The organism is Pseudomonas sp. JUb42 (assembly GCF_024807945.1).
In the GTDB taxonomy this organism is placed as follows: domain Bacteria; phylum Pseudomonadota; class Gammaproteobacteria; order Pseudomonadales; family Pseudomonadaceae; genus Aquipseudomonas.
The window spans coordinates 45,736-63,485 of record NZ_JANUFD010000009.1 but is presented as its reverse complement, the minus strand read 5'-3'; the positions used below and the strand labels follow the sequence as shown (position 1 = coordinate 63,485).

General features: G+C 61.6%; 15 protein-coding genes. 2 read left to right on the top strand and 13 right to left on the bottom strand.

What is annotated here, in order from left to right; translation table 11 throughout:
- Positions 1-89 precede the first annotated feature (89 nt).
- Positions 90-2,036 carry a methyl-accepting chemotaxis protein gene (locus M2401_RS18710; RefSeq protein WP_259105030.1) on the bottom strand — a complete coding sequence of 649 codons (1,947 nt, stop codon included), beginning with the start codon at positions 2,034-2,036 and terminating at the stop codon, positions 90-92.
- Between the two features lie 212 nt (positions 2,037-2,248).
- On the opposite strand from M2401_RS18710, the gene M2401_RS18705 reads away from it, so the two are divergent.
- Complete coding sequence (locus M2401_RS18705; protein WP_259105029.1) at positions 2,249-3,286, top strand: LLM class flavin-dependent oxidoreductase; 1,038 nt, start codon at positions 2,249-2,251, stop codon at positions 3,284-3,286.
- Positions 3,287-3,432: 146 nt separating this feature from the next.
- Here M2401_RS18705 and ribBA read toward each other — a convergent pair whose 3' ends face one another.
- Positions 3,433-4,542: a bifunctional 3,4-dihydroxy-2-butanone-4-phosphate synthase/GTP cyclohydrolase II gene (ribBA, locus tag M2401_RS18700; RefSeq protein WP_259105028.1), complete on the bottom strand. Its 1,110-nt coding sequence runs from the start codon at positions 4,540-4,542 to the stop codon at positions 3,433-3,435.
- Between the two features lie 83 nt (positions 4,543-4,625).
- On the opposite strand from ribBA, the gene M2401_RS18695 reads away from it, so the two are divergent.
- Complete coding sequence (locus M2401_RS18695) at positions 4,626-4,919, top strand: DUF1330 domain-containing protein (RefSeq protein ID WP_259105027.1); 294 nt, start codon at positions 4,626-4,628, stop codon at positions 4,917-4,919.
- Between the two features lie 12 nt (positions 4,920-4,931).
- Here the strand turns inward: M2401_RS18695 and M2401_RS18690 are convergent, their stop codons facing one another.
- From M2401_RS18690 to purU, 11 genes are all read right to left on the bottom strand, one after another.
- Complete coding sequence (locus M2401_RS18690) at positions 4,932-5,495, bottom strand: NUDIX hydrolase (RefSeq protein WP_259105026.1); 564 nt, start codon at positions 5,493-5,495, stop codon at positions 4,932-4,934.
- A gap of 4 nt (positions 5,496-5,499) precedes the next feature.
- Positions 5,500-6,255, bottom strand: a complete 756-nt coding sequence (locus tag M2401_RS18685; RefSeq protein ID WP_259105025.1) for a GntR family transcriptional regulator — start codon at positions 6,253-6,255, stop codon at positions 5,500-5,502.
- Between the two features lie 174 nt (positions 6,256-6,429).
- Positions 6,430-6,915, bottom strand: coding sequence for a flavin reductase family protein (locus tag M2401_RS18680; protein WP_259105024.1), 486 nt, complete (start codon positions 6,913-6,915; stop codon positions 6,430-6,432).
- Positions 6,916-6,978: 63 nt separating this feature from the next.
- Entirely contained in the window at positions 6,979-8,460 is a 1,482-nt protein-coding gene (locus M2401_RS18675; protein WP_259105022.1) for an aldehyde dehydrogenase, read from the bottom strand.
- Positions 8,457-9,290, bottom strand: coding sequence for an alpha/beta fold hydrolase (locus M2401_RS18670; protein WP_259105021.1), 834 nt, complete (start codon positions 9,288-9,290; stop codon positions 8,457-8,459). The genes M2401_RS18675 and M2401_RS18670 overlap by 4 nt, the downstream gene beginning before the upstream one ends.
- 13 nt (positions 9,291-9,303) lie before the next feature.
- The gene (locus M2401_RS18665; protein WP_259105019.1) at positions 9,304-9,894 is read right to left on the bottom strand and encodes an amino acid synthesis family protein; all 591 of its coding nucleotides are present in this window, start codon (positions 9,892-9,894) and stop codon (positions 9,304-9,306) included.
- An 867-nt stretch (positions 9,895-10,761) separates the two neighbouring features.
- A complete protein-coding gene (locus tag M2401_RS18660; protein WP_259105018.1) occupies positions 10,762-10,980 on the bottom strand; it encodes a DUF6434 domain-containing protein in 219 nt (72 codons plus the stop codon).
- A 137-nt stretch (positions 10,981-11,117) separates the two neighbouring features.
- The gene (locus M2401_RS18655) at positions 11,118-12,797 is read right to left on the bottom strand and encodes an APC family permease (protein WP_259105016.1); all 1,680 of its coding nucleotides are present in this window, start codon (positions 12,795-12,797) and stop codon (positions 11,118-11,120) included.
- A gap of 196 nt (positions 12,798-12,993) precedes the next feature.
- Positions 12,994-15,336: a DUF1989 domain-containing protein gene (locus M2401_RS18650; RefSeq protein ID WP_259105015.1), complete on the bottom strand. Its 2,343-nt coding sequence runs from the start codon at positions 15,334-15,336 to the stop codon at positions 12,994-12,996.
- Positions 15,337-15,340: 4 nt separating this feature from the next.
- Positions 15,341-16,702: an NAD(P)-binding domain-containing protein gene (locus M2401_RS18645; protein WP_259105014.1), complete on the bottom strand. Its 1,362-nt coding sequence runs from the start codon at positions 16,700-16,702 to the stop codon at positions 15,341-15,343.
- A 178-nt stretch (positions 16,703-16,880) separates the two neighbouring features.
- Complete coding sequence (purU, locus tag M2401_RS18640; protein ID WP_259105013.1) at positions 16,881-17,747, bottom strand: formyltetrahydrofolate deformylase; 867 nt, start codon at positions 17,745-17,747, stop codon at positions 16,881-16,883.
- Positions 17,748-17,750 lie beyond the last annotated feature (3 nt).

Below are 17,750 nucleotides of genomic sequence, written 5' to 3'. Positions count from 1 at the left end.
CGCTCCCACAGTTCGCTCCAGCCAAGGCAGAGAAAGCTCCTGAAAAGCCCGCCAATATTGCATTGGCGGGCTTTTTTATGGGCGCTGGATCAAGTGCGGAAACGCTTGACCAAGCTATCCAGCTCATGGGACAGCTCAGCCAGGCTGCGTGAGTCGCCCCGTGCCGAGTCGGCCAGTTCGGCGACCAGTTGGGCGTCGCCGTGGATCTGGCTGATATGGCGGTTGATGTCTTCGGCCACCTGATGCTGCTCTTCGGCGGCAGTGGCGATCTGGGTGTTCATGTCGCGGATCACGTCCACCGATTCGCGGATCTGGCCGAAGCTGGTGCGGGCCAGGCCGATCTTGCTCACCGAGTCCTGGGACACTTCCAGGCTGGCGCGCATCTGCTGGGTCACCGAGGCGGTACGCCGGGCCAGGTTGCCCAGCAGGCCGTCGATTTCTGCGGTGGAGTCGGCGGTACGCTTGGCCAGGGCACGGACTTCGTCGGCCACCACAGCAAAACCACGACCCTGTTCACCGGCCCGGGCGGCTTCGATGGCGGCGTTGAGGGCCAGCAGGTTGGTCTGCTCGGCAATGGAACGGATGGTGCCGAGAATCGACTGGATATCGTTGCTGTCCTGCTCCAGTTGTTGCATGGCCTGGGCCGATTGCTCGATCTCACTGCTTAGCTGGTCGACGCTGCTGACCGCCGCATCAATCTGGCGCTGGCCTTCACGGGCCTGGCGCTGGCCGCTGTCCGCCGAATCGGCGGCCTGGCTGCAGGAGCGGGCGACTTCGTTGGACGTGGCGACCATCTCGTGGAAGGCCGTTGAGACCATGTCCACGGCTTCGCGCTGGCGGCCTGCGGCTTCGGCCATGTCGTGGGAGACCCGGGTCGAGCGCGACGAAGTGTCGAGAATCCGGTTCGCCGCCAGGCCAATGTGCTGGATCAGGCTGCGGATCGCGGTGAGGAACTGGTTGAACCAGTTGGCCAGTTGCGCGGTTTCATCGCTGCCGCGCACGCTGAGGTTCTGGGTCAGGTCGCCTTCGCCCTGGGCGATGCCTTCCAGGCCGCTGGCGACGCTGCGGATCGGCCGCACGATGACACTGGCGAAGCTGGCGCCGACGATGGCGAAGACCAAGGCCAGCACAGCGGCGATCACTGCAATCAGCCAGGTCAGGCGGGTGGTGCTGCTCATCACCTCGTCCTGTTTGATCAGGCCAATGAAACTCCAGCCCAACTGGTCGGAGGGGTAGACGTTGGCCATGAAGCTTTCGCCATTGAGGGTCACGCGCTGCAGGCCGCTGCCAGCCTTGGCCAGCTGCGCATAGCCGTCACCGAGGTCGCCCAGCTTCTTGAAGTTATGTTCCGGTTGCTTGGGGTCGACCAGCACGGTGCCAGTGTTCTCGACCAGCATCAGGTAACCGCTGTCACCCAGCTTGATCTGCTTGACCATGGTGGTCAGCTGCTTGAGGGAGACATCGATATTGACCACACCACCGGTGGCGCCGAGTTTGTTGGATACCGCGCGGATGGTGCTGACCAGCACGGCATCGTCGCCAGCCCAATAGTAGGCAGCGCTGCGTACGGTTTTGCCCGGGTTGTCCAGGGCGGTCTTGTACCAGGGACGTACACGCGGGTCGTAGTTGGCCATCTTCGGATCGCCCGGCCAGTAGGCATAGCTGCCGTTGGCCAGGCCGTAGGAAATGTAGGAGTAGGCCGGATGACTCTTGGCGATGCTGTCGAAAAACTCGAAGAACTGCTTGTCCTGCTCGTTCAACGGAATGTCTGCGGCGTTGGCGCTGCTGTAATTCTTCACGTTGCCGTCGGTGTTTTTTACCAACGGACTGTTGGCGAGGTAATCGACGTTCTGGCTGATGCCCTCGAAGAACAGCTGCATGGCGCTGGCTACCTGACGGATTTCCCGGCCGCTGCTGTCGACGAATGAGCTTTCGGCCTCGCTACGCAGGTTCAGGATCACGATCCCGGCGACCACGATAATGGGCAGACTGGCAATGATGGCAAAGGCCCAGGTCAGTTTCTGTTTGATATTCATTGCGGCTCCAACTGCAAGTGACGCGCTCGGGGGGACACGCACAAATCACCAAAGGCGTTTGCGCTATTGTTGTATTATGGTATACCAGAGTTATCGACGCATCTTGCTTCTTTGGCAGATCTGTCTGATATCGACAGAGTTGATGGACCACACCGAATTATTAACCCTCTTGCTGGCTGTCGGCTGTTACCTACAAAGATTGAGGAAACGTCATGAAATTCTCATTATTCATTCACATGGAGCGCTACGACGAAGGCCAGACCCATCGTGAAGTCTTCGACGACCTGGTCGAATTGACGCTGATGGCCGAGGCTGGCGGCTTCAGCACCGTGTGGGTGGGCGAGCATCACGCCATGGAATACACCATCTCCCCGAGCCCGATGCCGATCCTGTCGTACCTTGCGGCTAAGACCAGCACTATTCGCCTCGGTGCCGGGACCATCATCGCGCCGTTCTGGCACCCGATCCGGGTGGCCGGGGAGTGCGCCTTGCTCGACGTGATCAGCAACGGCCGCATGGAGGTGGGCCTGGCTCGTGGCGCCTATCAGTTCGAATTCGACCGCATGGCGGGCGGCATGCCAGCATCCAGCGGCGGCCAGGCCCTCCGTGAGATGGTCCCGGTGATCAAGCAGCTGTGGCAGGGCGACTATGCCCATCAGGGCGAGCTGTGGAATTTCCCCACCTCCACCAGCGTACCCAAACCTGTACAGAAGGCCGGTCCGCCCATGTGGATCGCCGCCCGTGACCCGGACTCGCATAACTTTGCAGTAAAGAACGGCTGCAATGTCATGGTCACGCCGCTGATGAAGGGCGATGAAGAGGTGGTCGATCTGGTCAACAAGTTCGAGACCGCCCTGAGCAACAACCCCGAAGTACCGCGCCCGCAATTGATGGTGCTGCGCCATACCTTCGTCCACGAGCCCGACGGCAACTGGCAGAAGGGCGCCGAGGCGATCTCGCGCTTCTACCGTACCTTTGAAGGCTGGTTCTTCAACAAACAGGTTCCGGTGAATGGCTTCGTCGAGCCGACACCGCTGGAAGCAGTCAAGGAGCGCCCGGAATACGCCCTGGATAACATCCACAAGAATGTGATGATCGGCACCCCGGAAGAAATCATTACGCGGATTCGCGAGTACGAGCGCCTGGGGGTTGATGAATTCAGCTTCTGGAACGACAACAGCATGAGCCATGCCGAGAAGAAGGCGTCGTTGCAGTTGTTTATCGACAAGGTTATTCCGGCATTTGTGTAGCAGCATTTTGTGGATACAAGGTTACGAATCTGTGGGAGCGAATTCATTCGCGAATAGGCTTGTACATACGACGTATAGGTATCGTTTGTAAGCCCGTCGTCGCGAATGAATTCGCTCCCACAGTTTTCGGCCCTGCCGGGCCTTCGTCAGCCCTCGAAGGCAATGGTCTCCACCACTTCCAGGTCATACCCCATCAGCCCCGCATACTTGAGCGGCGGGCCGAGGTGGCGCAGTTTGCCCAGGCCCAGATCCTGCAGAATCTGCGCCCCGGTCCCCACATCCGAATAAATCTTCGATTGCGAGCGGCTGAACTGGCGGCGTTCCTGGGTCAGTTGCGGCACCCGCTCCAGCAGGGCCTGGGACGATTCGCTGTTGGCCAGTACGACGACCACGCCATGGCCCTCGGCGGCGACACGTTCCAGGGCGGCCCACAGGCTCCAGTTCTTCGGCCCGGTGTACTCAGCGCCAACCAGATCGCGCAGCGGATCGATCACATGGACCCGCACCAGGGTCGGCACTTCGCGCTGCATCTGGCCCATGACCATGGCCATATGCACGCCACCATCAATGCGATCCTCGAAAGTAATCAGGCGGAAGGTGCCATGCACCGTCGGCAGCTCGCGTTCGCCGATGCGCTTGACCGTATGCTCGGTGCTCAGGCGGTAGTGGATCAGGTCGGCGATGCTGCCGATCTTGATGCCGTGCAGGGCGGCAAAGACTTCCAGCTCAGGGCGACGGGCCATGCTGCCGTCGTCGTTCATCACTTCGACGATCACCGCCGCCGGGGAGAAGCCGGCCAGGCGCGCCAGATCGCAACCTGCTTCGGTGTGCCCGGCACGGTTGAGCACGCCGCCATCCTTGGCCCGCAGCGGGAAGATATGCCCCGGCTGCACCAGATCGCTGGCCTTGGCATCAGCTGCCACGGCCGCCTGCACGGTGCGGGCACGGTCGGCGGCGGAGATGCCGGTGGTGACGCCTTCAGCGGCTTCGATGGAGACGGTAAACGCCGTGGAAAATAAGCTGCCATTGCTCGGCACCATCTGTTCCAATCCAAGGCGCTGGCAGTGCTCGTCAGTCAGGGTCAGGCAGATCAGGCCACGGGCTTCGTTGGCCATGAAACTGATGATCGCCGGGGTCACGGCTTCGGCGGCGATCAGCAGGTCGCCTTCGTTTTCCCGGTCCTCGTCGTCAACCAGCAGGACCATCTTGCCCTGGCGAAAGTCTTCGATGATTTCGGCGGTGGTATGAAAAGGCATCGTCGTCGGCTCTTGTTGGCGGATGAAATGAACTCAGTAATTATGGTATACCATAATACAAATTAACCAGAAGGAAAGCGTAGATGAAGGCGTACTGGATTGCTCATGTCGACGTCAGCAACCTCGACCAATACGGCGGTTACATGGCCCTGGCTCCGGCGGCGTTTGCCCTGTACGGCGGCCGCTATCTGGCGCGGGGTGGGCGTACCACATGGTTGGAGGGTGCCCCGACGCACCCGCGTAACGTCGTCATCGAGTTCGACTCCTATGATCAGGCACTGGCCTGTTACCACTCGCCTGAATACCAGGCAGCAGCGGCCCACCGCCAGGGTGCGGCCGTGGCGCAGATCGTGATTGTCGAAGGGATGCCGCTGTAGGCGTCTTGAAGGCTAGCGAATGAAGTGCACGCGACCGGTGTCGTCGTTGCCCATGTACAGGCCATAGCTGCCCGACCGGCACTCCTCGATATAGCGTTCGAGGATCTGCCGGATCGCCGGGTAGTAGATCTGTTCCCAGGGAATGTCTTCGGGGGCGAAGAAGCGGCAGTCGAGGGTTTCTTCACCGTATTCGCCGGTGATCTCCAGGGCCTGCGCGCGGAAGATGATGTACACCTCGCTGATCCGCGGCACGCTGAAGATCGAATAGGGCGAGAGGATTTCGCCGCGCACGCCACTTTCTTCCCAGGTTTCGCGCAAGGCCGCCTGCTCGGTGGTCTCGCCGTTTTCCATGAAGCCGGCGGGCAGGGTCCAGGTGCCGGGGCGCGGCGGGTTGGCGCGCTGGCACAGCAGGTACTTGCCGTCCTGCTCGATGATGCAGCCGGCAATGATCTTCGGGTTCTGGTACTGGATATGCCCGCAGGCGCTGCAAGTCAGGCGGATATGGGTATCGCCGGGCGGCACCTGACGGATCAGTTGGTCGGCACCGCAGCAGGGACAGAAGCGCAGGTCGGGCATGGCGTCACCGGGCGATACGCGGCTCGGCGAGAACGATGGGGGTGGCCATCTCGCGCAACGGGCTGCCGTTTTCATCGTATTTGGCGCGCAGGTAATCCAGCGCCACCTTGGCTGCGGCGCGGACATGGTCCACCGACGCCTGGTGCGCAGCCGCCGGGTCGCCACTCTTGATGGCTTCGACGATGCGCTGCATTTCTTCGTTACTGCTGCCGCGACGGTTGGTCTGGGACACAGAGGTGGCGCGCAGGTAGCTGATACGCGCCTGCAACTGACGCAGCTGGGCGGCGGCGATCTGGTTGCCCGAGCCTTCGAACAGCACGTCATAGAAGCCCTGCACCGAGTCGAGTACCTGTTGCAGTTCGCCTTCTGCCAGGGTCTTGCGGTTCACCTCAAGGGCTTTTTCCAGGGCACGAATGTCCTTGGCCTTGGCATTGAGGGTGAACAGTTGCACGATCAGGCCTTCCAGCACACAGCGCAGCTCGTAGATGTCACGGGCGTCTTCCAGGGTAATGATGGCGACGCGCGGGCCCTTGGCATCGGCGAATTCCACCAGTCCTTCAGACTCCAGGTGGCGCAGCGCCTCACGCACCGAAGTACGGCTGACGCCGAGGCGGTCGCACAGATCGCGCTCGACCAGGCGGTCGCCGGGCAGCAGCTGGAAATTCATAATGGCGCTGCGCAATTTTTCGAGGACGATTTCGCGCAGGGTGATGGGATTGCGGTTGACCTTGAAGCTGTCGTCCATTGGCAGGCGTTTCATGTGTTTGACTCTGAAATAGGTTTGTCCGTGACCGGGTGCCCCAGGGGCAGCCGATGACCTGAAAAAGCAATGCGCCGATCATAGGGGCTTGGCGCGCTTCGCAACACCAGTAATTGATCGGCTGCGCAGAAATTGCCGCCAAACAGCGTTCTTCAGGTACGGGCGTGGCCGGTTTCAGGCCATTGCCGCCAGTGCACCCATTTTGCCCTTGCAATAGACCATGGGCGTGACGCTGTCGTCGGCAACGATCAGGTTCTTGATTTCCCCGACCAGAATCGCATGGTCACCGCCTTCGTATTCGCGCCACAGCTCGCATTCGATGATAGCGGTGGCCTTGCTCAGCAGCGGGTTGCCCAGTTCGCTCAGGGTCCAGTCGATGCCCTGGGCCTTGTCCTTGCCTTTGCGGGCGAAGGCATAGGCTTCGACCTGTTGCTCGGCGCTGAGCAGGTGGATGGCAAAGCGCTTGCTGGCACACAGCACCGGGTAGGAGTCCGACGCATAGTTGGGGCACACCAGCACCAGCGGCGGGTCCAGGGACAGCGGGCTGAACGCGCTGGCGGTGATGCCGACAATGGCGCCGTCGTCGTCGAGGGTGGTGACGATGGTCACGCCGGACGGGAACGAGCCCATGACTTTCTTATAGAGTGCTGCGTCGATCATGTTGGATTACCTCGTCGGGCCTGCAATGGGGGTGAATGCCATTCCATGGCGGTGCGCGTCGCTTCAGCGCATCACAAAGGGGTCGGGCATCGGCGCGCTGGACAGGTTGATCCACACCGTTTTCAGCTCGGTGTAGGCGAGTACCGAGTCCAGCCCGCTTTCACGGCCGTAGCCGCTGTTCTTGAAGCCGCCGATGGGCGCCATGGCCGACACCGCGCGGTAGGTATTGACCCAGATGATCCCCGAGCGCACGGCCTTGGCCATACGATGGGCGCGGCCCAAGTCACGGGTCCAGATCCCGGCCGCGAGGCCGAATTGCGAGTCGTTGGCCATGGCCAGGGCGTCGGCTTCGTCCTTGAACGGGATAATCGCCGCCACCGGGCCGAACACCTCTTCCTGCATGATCTTCATGCTGTTGCTGTTGCACTCGAACAGGGTCGGCTCGTAGAACCAGCCTTGTTCGTCCAGCTGCGGGCGCTTGCCACCCATGCGCAGGGTCGCGCCCTCGGCCAGGGCGTCGGCCACCAAGCCCTCGACCACGGCCAGTTGCTGCGCGGTGGCCATGGGGCCCATTTCGCTGTCGTCGTGCTGCGGGTTGCCGATCTTGATGCGTTGGGCGCGCGCGATCAGGCGCTGGATGAACTCTTCGTAGATCTCTGCCTGCACCAGTAGCCGCGAACCGGCCACGCAGCTTTGCCCGGAGGCGGCGTAGATCCCGGCGATGGCGCCATTGACCGCGCTGTCCAGATCGGCGTCGGCAAAGATGATATTTGGCGACTTGCCGCCCAGTTCCAGGGACAGCTTGGCGAAGTTCTCGGCGCTGCTGCGCACCACATGCCGGGCCGTGGCCGCTCCACCGGTAAAGGCGATCTTGCGCACCAGCGGATGGCGGGTGAGGGCGGCGCCGGCACTGGGGCCGAAACCAGTCACCACGTTGATCACGCCGGGCGGAATGCCGGCTTCGTGGGCCAGGCGTGTCAGCTCCAGCACGGTGGCCGAGGCATGTTCCGACGGCTTGAGCACGATGGTATTGCCAGCGGCCAGGGCCGGTGCCAGCTTGATTGCGGTCAGGTACAGCGGGCTGTTCCAGGGAATGATCGCCGCCACTACGCCCAGCGGTTCATGGGTGGTGTAGGCAAACAGGTCGGGCTTGTCCAGAGGCAGGGTCGCGCCTTCGAGCTTGTCGGCCAGGCCTGCGGTGTAATGGAAAAACTCCGGCAGATAACCGACCTGACCACGGGTTTCGCGGATCAGCTTGCCGTTGTCGCGGCTTTCCAGCTGGGCCAGGCTTTCCTTGTTCTCGGTAATCAGGTCACCGAGGCGGCGCAGCAGCTTGCCCCGTGCCGTGGCGGTCAAACCGCGCCAGGCCGGGCCTTCGAACGCTTTCTGCGCAGCCTGCACGGCCAGTTCGACGTCACGCTCATCGGCATCCGGCAGTTCGGCCCAGGCTTGGGCGCGGGCCGGGTCGAGGCTCTCGAAGGTCTTGCCGGACACGGCGTCGAGCCACTGCCCATCGATGCACATATGAAAGCGTTCAAGACTCATAAACGGTTTTCCTTCTGCGAAACGGGCGCCGCCAGGGCGCGGTCGAGAAATTCCAGCAGCATCCGGTTGACCAGACGCGGCGATTCCATCGGCATCATATGTCGTTGCTGCTCCAGCACCACGACTTCGGCATCGGGAATCTTCTGCGCCAGTTGTCGGGCCATCTGCGCCGTGGAGCCAGGGTCGAGTTCGCCAGTGGCGATCAGGGTCGGCATGGTCAAGCTGCCCAGATCTTCGGCGCGATACATGTCCTGGGTGGCGAACAGCGAATAGGTGGTCAGGTAGCCCTGGGGGTCGTTCTCGGCGAGGGTCTGGCGCAGGGCCTTGATCTGCGCCGGGTTGGCACCCTGATACTCAAGGCTGAACCAGCGCGACAGGGCGGCCTCGGCATTGGCATCCGGACCATGTTCGGCCGCCTGGGCCGTGCGCTCGATGACCCCGGCACGCTGCTGCTCGCTGCGGTTGAACACACTGTTGAGCACCACCAGTGCTTCGAGGCGTTGCGGGAAGTGCAGGGCAAAAGCCCGGGCGATCAGGCCGCCCATGGAAAAGCCGATCACCGTGACCTTTTCCAGGTGCAGGTGATCAAGCAGCTCCAGGAGCTGTTCGGCATAGCCCTTCAGATCAATGTTGGCCGGCGGACGGGGACTGGCGCCGTGGCCGAGCATGTCGTAGACGATGACCTGATACGTGTCCGCCAGGCCGACGACCTGGCCGCCCCACATTTCCTTGTTCAGGCCCACACCGTGGATCAATACCACGGGCTGGCCCTGGCCCACGACCTGATAACAGGTCCCGGCCGCCGTGAATTCAGCGCTGCCCCCGATCATGCTTGGCTCCCGTTCACTGCGCCTTTTCCGCGGCCAGTTCCTGCAGATCGCTGTAGCGATTGCCGATCCGTGGATGCACCCGGCCACCATCGGCGGCGCCCAACACCACCACCAGCTCATCGGCGCGCGGGGCGTCTTCGATCTTCATTTCCAGGGTGATGTAGTGGGAGCGGAAGCCCTCGTCATCCTTGTGCATCATCGGCACCTGGATCGACGTGCCCGGCGCGCCGCGCTTGTTGGTGAAGCTCAGGTAGCTCTTGGCCTTGACCGCCTCACGGTAGTGATTGCCAAAACGCAGGGTATGGATCACCGCTGAAGCATGCTCGATCTCGCCATCGGCACCGACCACGGCTGCTTTACCGTAGGCCTCGATCTTGTCGGCACCGCCAATGGCCGCAGTCAGCTTGGCGACGATCAGCGCGCCCAGCTCCGAGCAGTTGGCCATGATTTCCGGCTTCAGGTCGTCGACGAAACCACGCCCGGCCCAAGGATTCTTGATCACCGCCGCCACGCCAATCATGGTCACCGGCTTGTCCGCCGCCTTGCCGCCTTCGATCAGGGTCTCTTCGATATAGGTGACGATCTTGCGAATCTCGAAACTCATGTGTGCACTCCAAGAGCTGGTATTTGGTCTGTTGTATGATGGTATACCAGATTATGGGGCGTGCAAGTGTTTTGTTATGAATGGTGTGAGGGGCGTGGGAAGACGGCGAGACAGGCACCGATTTGTGGGAGCCGCCTTGCTAGCGATGGCGACAGGTCGCTAGAAGGGTTTGAGGTTGGGGCTAGATGGGTAAGGCAGCTTTGCGGTGGACGTTATGAGCCTTTAAAAAAGGTTTTGTTATAGGAGTCTTCCTCTTGCTTGTGTGAGATATTTCTTTGTTTGTTGAGTGAGGTTTCTGAGATGTTTTCGGCCCCTTGCGCCTGTCGATTTCGGCTACTAAGGTGCCGCGGTCGCCACCTATCGGTGACTGGGTTTAGTAGCCCAAAAAATTCGTATAGTCGTCCACGCTCAGGTGTTCATTAACGCTCAGACTCTATGGCGGCTGTACGTAGGGCACCTTTGGGTGCGCCGGTTTTTACGAATTTCCGGTCTACTAACCTGTGTACAGCTGCCACCCATCGATTAGTCGCGATATCCGGCAGTTTCCATTGATCAAATTGGATTGACCGTATGACCTATCGCACTAACTTTTGCGCTTCGGTAACTGCTTATGAAAGCGGTGATCGCCATAAGGGTGAAGATCGGGATCTGGCGTTTTCCTCGAAGTATCTGATTGATCATGCCAGGGCGGTCATTGATGAGTCGTTGAGTGGGCTAGACGCTCGCTAGATCAATGCAGGTCTGGAGCGAGGCTTGCCCGCGAAGACGGTATTTATCACGCAGAAAATGTGTCGGATGTACCGGCCTCTTCGCGGGCAAGCCTCGCTCCCACAGTGATTGGTGGGTGCTATCCGATCACGGGGAAGATCATTTTGATTTGTCACCTTGGCGCCGCAACCATTCGTCCACTACATCGCCCAGTGTTTTCGCCACCTCATTGCGAATCCAGGCCATGAAGTCCCGGTCGAATATGAAGGTCGCCCCGCAGTGTTCCATCATGAACCGGCGAACGTTCTGGGTATTTTTATAGGTGCTGTTGACCGGCGTATTTCGTGTCAACGGGTCGCTGTGCCAGTTGAAACTCATGGGTGCAGACTCCATTCGAAATGATCTGACTCGTCCGTTCGCTCAGGCATCAATTTGCGTTTGCCGGATGCAGCATAACGTCGCTCCGAAAGTCGGAGCAACGTCAGCGATGATTGCCCCCGATGGCTATGGCGTGTCTAACCTACCAATCGATGGCAGAAATATACCACCAGCACGCCCGCCAACAACGTCACATAAGGCAGCATCCCCGCCCGCTTGATGCCGCCATCAGCCTGCAGATGCAGGTCACTGAGCATTGCGGCCGGGAAGTGGCCTTTGTCCTGAACGTAGTGGCGATAGAGAAAGACCGGAATGATCAGCAGCGCCAGCAGCACGCCGGTGAACAGGGTGCCGGTGCCCCAGATATCCGCGCCCAGACCCATGCAGGCGAGATTGACGAAGCTCAGCAGGGCACCCAGGGCCAGCAGCACTTTGGGGGCTTTGTAGGGGCGGGCCCAGTCCGGGCGGTCGAGGCGGTGGATCCAGCCGGCGTTGAGGTTGAGGAAGTTGAAGATGATGTAGCTGACGTTGGACGCGGCAAGCACGAAGACGTAGTCCGACATCAGCAACAGCAGCAGGTTGAACGACAGGTCGGTCCACATGGCTGCGGTCGGTGCGCCGTGCTCATTGGTACGGCCCAGGTATTTGGGCAACCAGCCGTCCACCGAGGCTTGGTATAGGGTGCGGGATGAGCCGGACATCGAGGTCATGATTGCCAGCAGAGTCGCCAGTACCAGCATGATCAGGACGATATTGCCCACCACTTTGCCGCCGCCAATACTCGCCGCCATGGCCTGGCCGACGCCCATGCCGCTGTAGATTGCCGGGTCGAGCAGGCCGCTGTACACCGCGGGCGTAGTGATTACGCCATTGGCATCGACCACTGCCGGGGTGACCAGTTGGCCGAGGCCGAGGCTGGCCTGGAAGGCCATGGGCACCAGGGTGAAAACCACGATGCACAGCAGGCCAGCGAAGAAGATCGCCTTGAAGGTGTCACGTTTCGGGTCCTTGAATTCCCGGGTGTAGCACACCGCCGTTTCAAAGCCGTAGGTCGACCACGCGGCGATAAACAACCCGCCCGCCATCAGCGACCAACCGGAAATATCCCAACTGCCGTCGATCACTGCGCCTTGCGCGTCGTGAGCCAGGGGCGCCAGGGGAAAGAAGTTGGCCTGGGTGGCGTCGCCGGTCAGCAGCGGCACCACGCCCACCAGTAGCAGCGGGATCAGCGAAGTGACGCCGAGGATCAGGGTCAGCCGCGCCGAACGCAGGATACCGCCATGCTGTACGGCGAATACCCCCAGCAGAATCAGCACGCCGAGCACGAAGGTGGCGTTGAGGCGCAGGGACAGGCCGCTCTTGATCCAGCCCAGGTCCAGCAGGGTGAGTTGCCAGGTGTTGATCAGGGCATCAGCGGGAAACAGCGCGGTCAGTACATAGCCCGCCGCCAGCCCTGAACCGATGGACAACACCGGCGACCAGGCCAGCCAGTTGCACCATACCGACACCGGGGCGATCAGCTTGCTGTAGCGCACCCAGGCGATGGCGCCATACACCGAGGCGCCGCCGGATTTATGCGGAAACAGCCCGGCGATTTCGGCGTAGGTAAAGGCCTGGATAAAGCCGAACAGGATCGACACGATCCAGACGATCCAGGCCGGTTTGCCCACCGTGGCGGCAATGGCGCCGATGGAAAACAGCACCAGCGCAGGCACGCCGCTGGCCACCCAGAACGCACCCCGCCAATCAATCTTGCGATGCAGGCCCTCGGTTGCCGGGCTTGCTGGCGATACGCTGTCGAACGAAGTCGCTTCCATTTCGGTAGTCCCATGGTTGAGTGAGAGGTAATGCGGTGTGACATGGGCAGATGAAGAACAATTGGTGGGAGCTGATTCTGTGGGAGCGAATTCATTCGCGAAGAGGCCGGTAAATTCGACGATTATTTGTCGTTTGAAATACCGCTTTCGCGAATGAATTCGCTCCCACAAATCAATTCATATAGTTTTTGTTCGATCAGCTCCTTACACGGCTCTTGTCCGGGTCATAGAAGATCGGCGCCGTGACCACGGCATCGATGCGTTTTTGCAGACCGTCGACTTTGCCGACCTGGACCTGGGTGCCGATTTCGCTCTGGCTGGTGTCGATCCGGCACAGGGCGATGTTGCTGGCCAGCAGGGGCGAGCGGCAGGCGCTGGTGATCACGCCGACCTGCGCGCGGCCCTGGTAGACGCCGTCGCCGTGATGGGCGCCTTCGTTGCCTTGCAGCTTGAGGCCCACGAGTTTGTGTTGCGGATGGGCGCTGCGGCGTAGCAAGGCATCGCGGCCGATGAAGTCGTCGGTCTTGCTCTTGAGCGGCACGCTGAAGCCGATCCCGGCTTCAAACGGGTCGGTCTGGTCGCTGAACTCGTAACCGGCAAAGATCAGCCCGGCTTCGATGCGCAGCATGTCCAGGGCTTCCAGGCCCAAGGGCACGATGCCCAGCGGCTCGCCAAGCTGCCAGATGCGGTCCCAGACCTGTTCGGCGTCCCGTGGATGGCACCAGACTTCATAACCCAGCTCGCCGGTGTAGCCGGTGCGTGAAATCATCAGCGGGCAGCCGTCGTAGTCGCCCAGGCGGCCGACCAGAAAGCGGAACCAGCCGAGGCTCTCCACGCCCGGCTGGGTGGCCGGCGTCCACACCAGTTGCTTGAGCAGATCGCGGCTGAGCGGGCCTTGCACCGATAGGTTGTGAATTTGCTCATTGGCGGATTTGACCCAGACCTTCATACCCAGCTTCTCGGCCTGTTCGCGCAACCAGACCCCGGCGTAGTCCTCGCCGCAGATCCAGCGGAAATTGTCCTGGCCAAGCCGGAGCAAGGTGCCGTCGTCGAGCATGCCGCCGTGTTCATGGCACATGGCCGAGTACACCACCTGGCCGATGGCCAGACGTCGCACGTCACGGGTCAGGCAGTACTGCAGCAGGGCTTCGGCGTCGGGGCCGATAACTTCGAATTTGCGCAGGGCGGTCAGATCCATCACCGCGACGCGCTCGCGGCAGCCGTAGTATTCGTCGATGGCGCCAAAACCGTCGTAGCGCAGCGGCAGCCACCAGTTGCGGTAGTCGCTGAAGCTGCCGGTCAGGGCGCGGGTGCGGGAGTGGAAGCCCGACTCGCGGGTCAGGGTCGGATCGGCGTCGGCGGTAGGTCGGCTGGCCATGGCGATGGAGAAGCGCTCCTTGTCGGAATACACACGGATATGAATGTCGGTGGGGTTCCAGCCGTTGGCCGGGTCGATGTCGTCGGGGCAGGAGCTGCTGGCGCAGACCAGTTCAGTCATGGCCCGCAGCAGCACGTAGTCGCCGGGGCGCGACCAGGGCTCGTCGAGGGTCATCTGCTGATGGGCGTCGATGCCGGTATTGAAAAAGAAATTGATTGCCGGCCAGCCTGCGCGCGCCTGTACGCCATAGCCCTGCAAGGCGGCGCTGATGTTGTCGCTGCAATTGTCATGGCCGAAGTAGCCGTGGCTTTCGTAGTAACGAGCGGCGCAGGCGAGGGCGAAAGAGTCGTGGCGGCCGACGGTGTCCTGCACCACTTCGAGCATGGGCTGGAACTGGCGATCGAAGAACTTGCTGAACAGCCCCGGCGCCGGGTAGGCGTTGCCGTTCAGGGTGCGGGTGACGGTCTGGTCCAGGTCGAGTTCCTGGCCCAGGTCCAATGCGCGGCGGTTCAGGGCGACGAAGTCCGAGCACTGGCGCCCGGCGACATCGAGCACCTGAATGTACTGGCCCTTGCCGACGCTGTAGCTATGGGCGGTGCCCGCGCGAATGGTGAACTCGTCGATGGGCTCGGCCAGTGGCTCGGGCAGCTTGGGCAGCAGCAGGGGCGATGGATTGGCTCGCTGTACCTCTACTCGCAGTTCGCTGGCGGTGGCCTGACGGTCAACGGTCGCCGGGGTGTCCGGCGCGGCAATCAGCACTAACAACTGCGCCGATGCGACGAAGCGGCGGCTGAAACCAGCGGGAGAACCGGCATCCCACAGCGATGCCGCGCCCTTGCCTTGGGCAAAGTCGACGCCGCGTTTATTCAGCGCCTGCTGGATGCGTCGGGCCTGCTGGCCGGGGCGTGCCAGGTAGTGCGCAATAAAGCGGCAGCCGCCGTCCAGGGTCAGGCCGAGCAGCGCCAGGGCATCCCGGCCCTGGCTTTCGAAGGCCATCAGCTCGCAGGGCTGCAAGCCTTCGACGTCGATGATGTGCAGGCTGTCGCCGCTGTCCAGGCTGATCAGGGTCAGGCCGCCACCCGCGACCCGGTAACGCTCCTGGGCCGGGCTGCGGGCGAACAGCCCCGGTTCCCAGGGCCGGGAAATGCTCGGTGCGTTCATGGCCTCAGGCCCGCCGCTGGCTGGCGGGGTCGCCGAGGTAGGCGGCCATGGAGTCGTCCAGCGCTTCGAGCCACGGTGTGTGATGGGGCGGCGACTGGGTACCGGTCATCAGCGAGCGATAGGACTTGTCGCGGTAGCCCATGATGTTTTCCGCCTTGTCGTGCTTCCAGTGCAGGAAGGTGTCGTTGACGGCGGCGATGTCGAAGTTGGGGTAGTCGGTGGCGTCCACCAGTTGTTGGATATAGGCGCCCTGATACTCGAACATCTGCTGGTTGGTTTCCAGGGTCTGCTCGCGCTCATGCCATTGCTGGCTATCGGCGACCATGGCGGCGTGGTCGGGCAGGGCGATACGGCCGAGGATCACGTCCCGGGCATACCAGGCCTGGGCATCGAACATATTGAAGGAGTACCACTGGTCCTGCATGCCCAGGTAAATCAGCTGTGGGTTGGCTTCCCAGAAAACGCCTTTGTAGAGGTTCATCGGCCACAGGCGATTGTCGGTTTTCAGACGCAGCTCGTCGGGCAGGAACGGGAAGTGGTGCTGGTAGCCGGTGCAGAGGATCACCGCGTCGATGTGCTTGTGGCTGCCGTCGACGAAGTAGGCGCGGTTCTTTTCCAGGCGTTGCAGCAGCGGTTTTTCTTCCCAGTTCTGCGGCCAACTGTAGCCCATGGGCGCGGTGCGGTAGCAACTGGTGATGCTGCGGGCACCGTATTTGTAGCATTGCGAGCCGATGTCTTCGGCCGAGTAGCTGCTGCCGATCAGCAGCAGGTCCTTGCCCTTGAATTCCAGGGCGTCGCGGAAGTCATGGGCATGCAGGATGCGCCCGCCAAAATGCTCGAAGCCCTTGAAGTACGGCATGTTCGGCGTGGAGAAATGGCCGCAGGCGTTGATCACGTAGTCGAAGGTTTCGCAGGTTTCGACGCCGCTGTCGTAGTCATGGGCGACCACGCTGAACTGGCGGCTCTGCTCGTCGAAACTGACCTGGCGCACGGCGTTGTTGAAGCGGATGTAATCGCGCACTCCGGCCTTTTCGACACGGCCCTTGATGTAGTCCCACAGCACTTCCCGTGGCGGATAGGAGGCGATGGGGCGACCGAAATGTTCTTCGAAGGTGTAGTCAGCGAATTCCAGGCATTCCTTTGGGCCGTTGGACCACAGGTAGCGGTACATGCTGCCGTGGACCGGCTCGCCGTTTTCATCCAGACCGGTGCGCCAGGTGTAGTTCCACATGCCGCCCCAGTCTTTCTGCTTTTCATAGCAGACCAGTTCCGGGATGTCCGCGCCCTTGTCCCGCGCCGACTGGAAGGCCCGCAGTTGCGCCATGCCACAGGGACCGGCGCCGATGATTGCTACACGTAGGGTCATGGGGGTGTGCCTCTCTTCTCAAAACACATAATTAGTTGAGTGACTGCATATGTGTGGGAGCGAGGCTTGCCCGCGAAGGCGGTGTGGCGGCATCGAATAATGCGTCGAATGTATCGACCTCTTCGCGGGCAAGCCTCGCTCCCACAGTTCAGGTTCCACAGCCAATACGCTGCGGCCCCTAGCGAAAAATCACGGTCTTGTCCTGGTTGATGAACACCCGGTGTTCCAGGTGGTATTTCAGAGCTTTGGAGAGGGCGACGGTTTCGGTGTCGCGGCCGATGGCGACCAGGGCGTCGGGAGCGATGGTGTGGTCCACGCGCTGGACTTCCTGCTCGATGATCGGCCCTTCGTCCAGATCGCTGGTGACGTAGTGGGCGGTGGCGCCGATCAGTTTCACGCCGCGCTCGTAAGCCTGGTGGTAGGGCTTGGCGCCCTTGAAGCCGGGGAGGAACGAGTGGTGGATATTGATCGCGCGGCCCGAGAGCTGGCGGCACAGGTCATCGGAGAGGATCTGCATGTAGCGCGCAAGCACCACCAGGTCGGTCTCGGTTTCTTCGACGATGCGCAGCAGTTCGGCTTCCTGGCGCGCCTTGGTTTCCTTGGTCACCGGCAGGTAGACGAAGCGGATGCCCTCGCGCTCGGCCATGGGCCGCAGGTCCAGGTGGTTGGAGACGATGGCAGTGATCTGCATGTCCATCTCGCCTTTGCGGTGGCGATACAGCAGGTCGGTGAGGCAGTGGTCGAACTTGCTGACCATCAGCAGCACCCGTGCCGGTTTCGCCGAGCTGAACAGTTGCCATTGCATGTCAAAACCACCGGCCAGGGCGGCAATACTCTTTTCCACGGTTGCCAGGTCGCCGCTCACGCCCTGGTTGAAACGAAACACTGCGCGCATGAAGAAACGCCCGGTGAATTCATCGTCGAACTGCGACAGTTCGCTGATGTAGCAGGCCTGCTCGGCCAGTGACGAGGTCACGGCGGCGACGATGCCTGAAGTGGCGGGGCAACTGATCTTGAGAATGTAGTGCTGGTGTGGCGTGTCCATCGA

Excerpts from the sequence above, each read along its gene's own strand:
- M2401_RS18710 (WP_259105030.1), bottom strand. The coding sequence starts at position 2,036 with ATGAATATCAAACAGAAACTGACCTGGGCCTTTGCCATCATTGCCAGT.
- M2401_RS18705 (WP_259105029.1), top strand. The coding sequence starts at position 2,249 with ATGAAATTCTCATTATTCATTCACATGGAGCGCTACGACGAAGGCCAG.
- ribBA (WP_259105028.1), bottom strand. The coding sequence starts at position 4,542 with ATGCCTTTTCATACCACCGCCGAAATCATCGAAGACTTTCGCCAGGGC.
- M2401_RS18695 (WP_259105027.1), top strand. The coding sequence starts at position 4,626 with ATGAAGGCGTACTGGATTGCTCATGTCGACGTCAGCAACCTCGACCAA.
- M2401_RS18690 (WP_259105026.1), bottom strand. The coding sequence starts at position 5,495 with ATGCCCGACCTGCGCTTCTGTCCCTGCTGCGGTGCCGACCAACTGATC.
- M2401_RS18685 (WP_259105025.1), bottom strand. The coding sequence starts at position 6,255 with ATGAAACGCCTGCCAATGGACGACAGCTTCAAGGTCAACCGCAATCCC.
- M2401_RS18680 (WP_259105024.1), bottom strand. The coding sequence starts at position 6,915 with ATGATCGACGCAGCACTCTATAAGAAAGTCATGGGCTCGTTCCCGTCC.
- M2401_RS18675 (WP_259105022.1), bottom strand. The coding sequence starts at position 8,460 with ATGAGTCTTGAACGCTTTCATATGTGCATCGATGGGCAGTGGCTCGAC.
- M2401_RS18670 (WP_259105021.1), bottom strand. The coding sequence starts at position 9,290 with ATGATCGGGGGCAGCGCTGAATTCACGGCGGCCGGGACCTGTTATCAG.
- M2401_RS18665 (WP_259105019.1), bottom strand. The coding sequence starts at position 9,894 with ATGAGTTTCGAGATTCGCAAGATCGTCACCTATATCGAAGAGACCCTG.
- M2401_RS18660 (WP_259105018.1), bottom strand. The coding sequence starts at position 10,980 with ATGAGTTTCAACTGGCACAGCGACCCGTTGACACGAAATACGCCGGTC.
- M2401_RS18655 (WP_259105016.1), bottom strand. The coding sequence starts at position 12,797 with ATGGAAGCGACTTCGTTCGACAGCGTATCGCCAGCAAGCCCGGCAACC.
- M2401_RS18650 (WP_259105015.1), bottom strand. The coding sequence starts at position 15,336 with ATGAACGCACCGAGCATTTCCCGGCCCTGGGAACCGGGGCTGTTCGCC.
- M2401_RS18645 (WP_259105014.1), bottom strand. The coding sequence starts at position 16,702 with ATGACCCTACGTGTAGCAATCATCGGCGCCGGTCCCTGTGGCATGGCG.
- purU (WP_259105013.1), bottom strand. The coding sequence starts at position 17,747 with ATGGACACGCCACACCAGCACTACATTCTCAAGATCAGTTGCCCCGCC.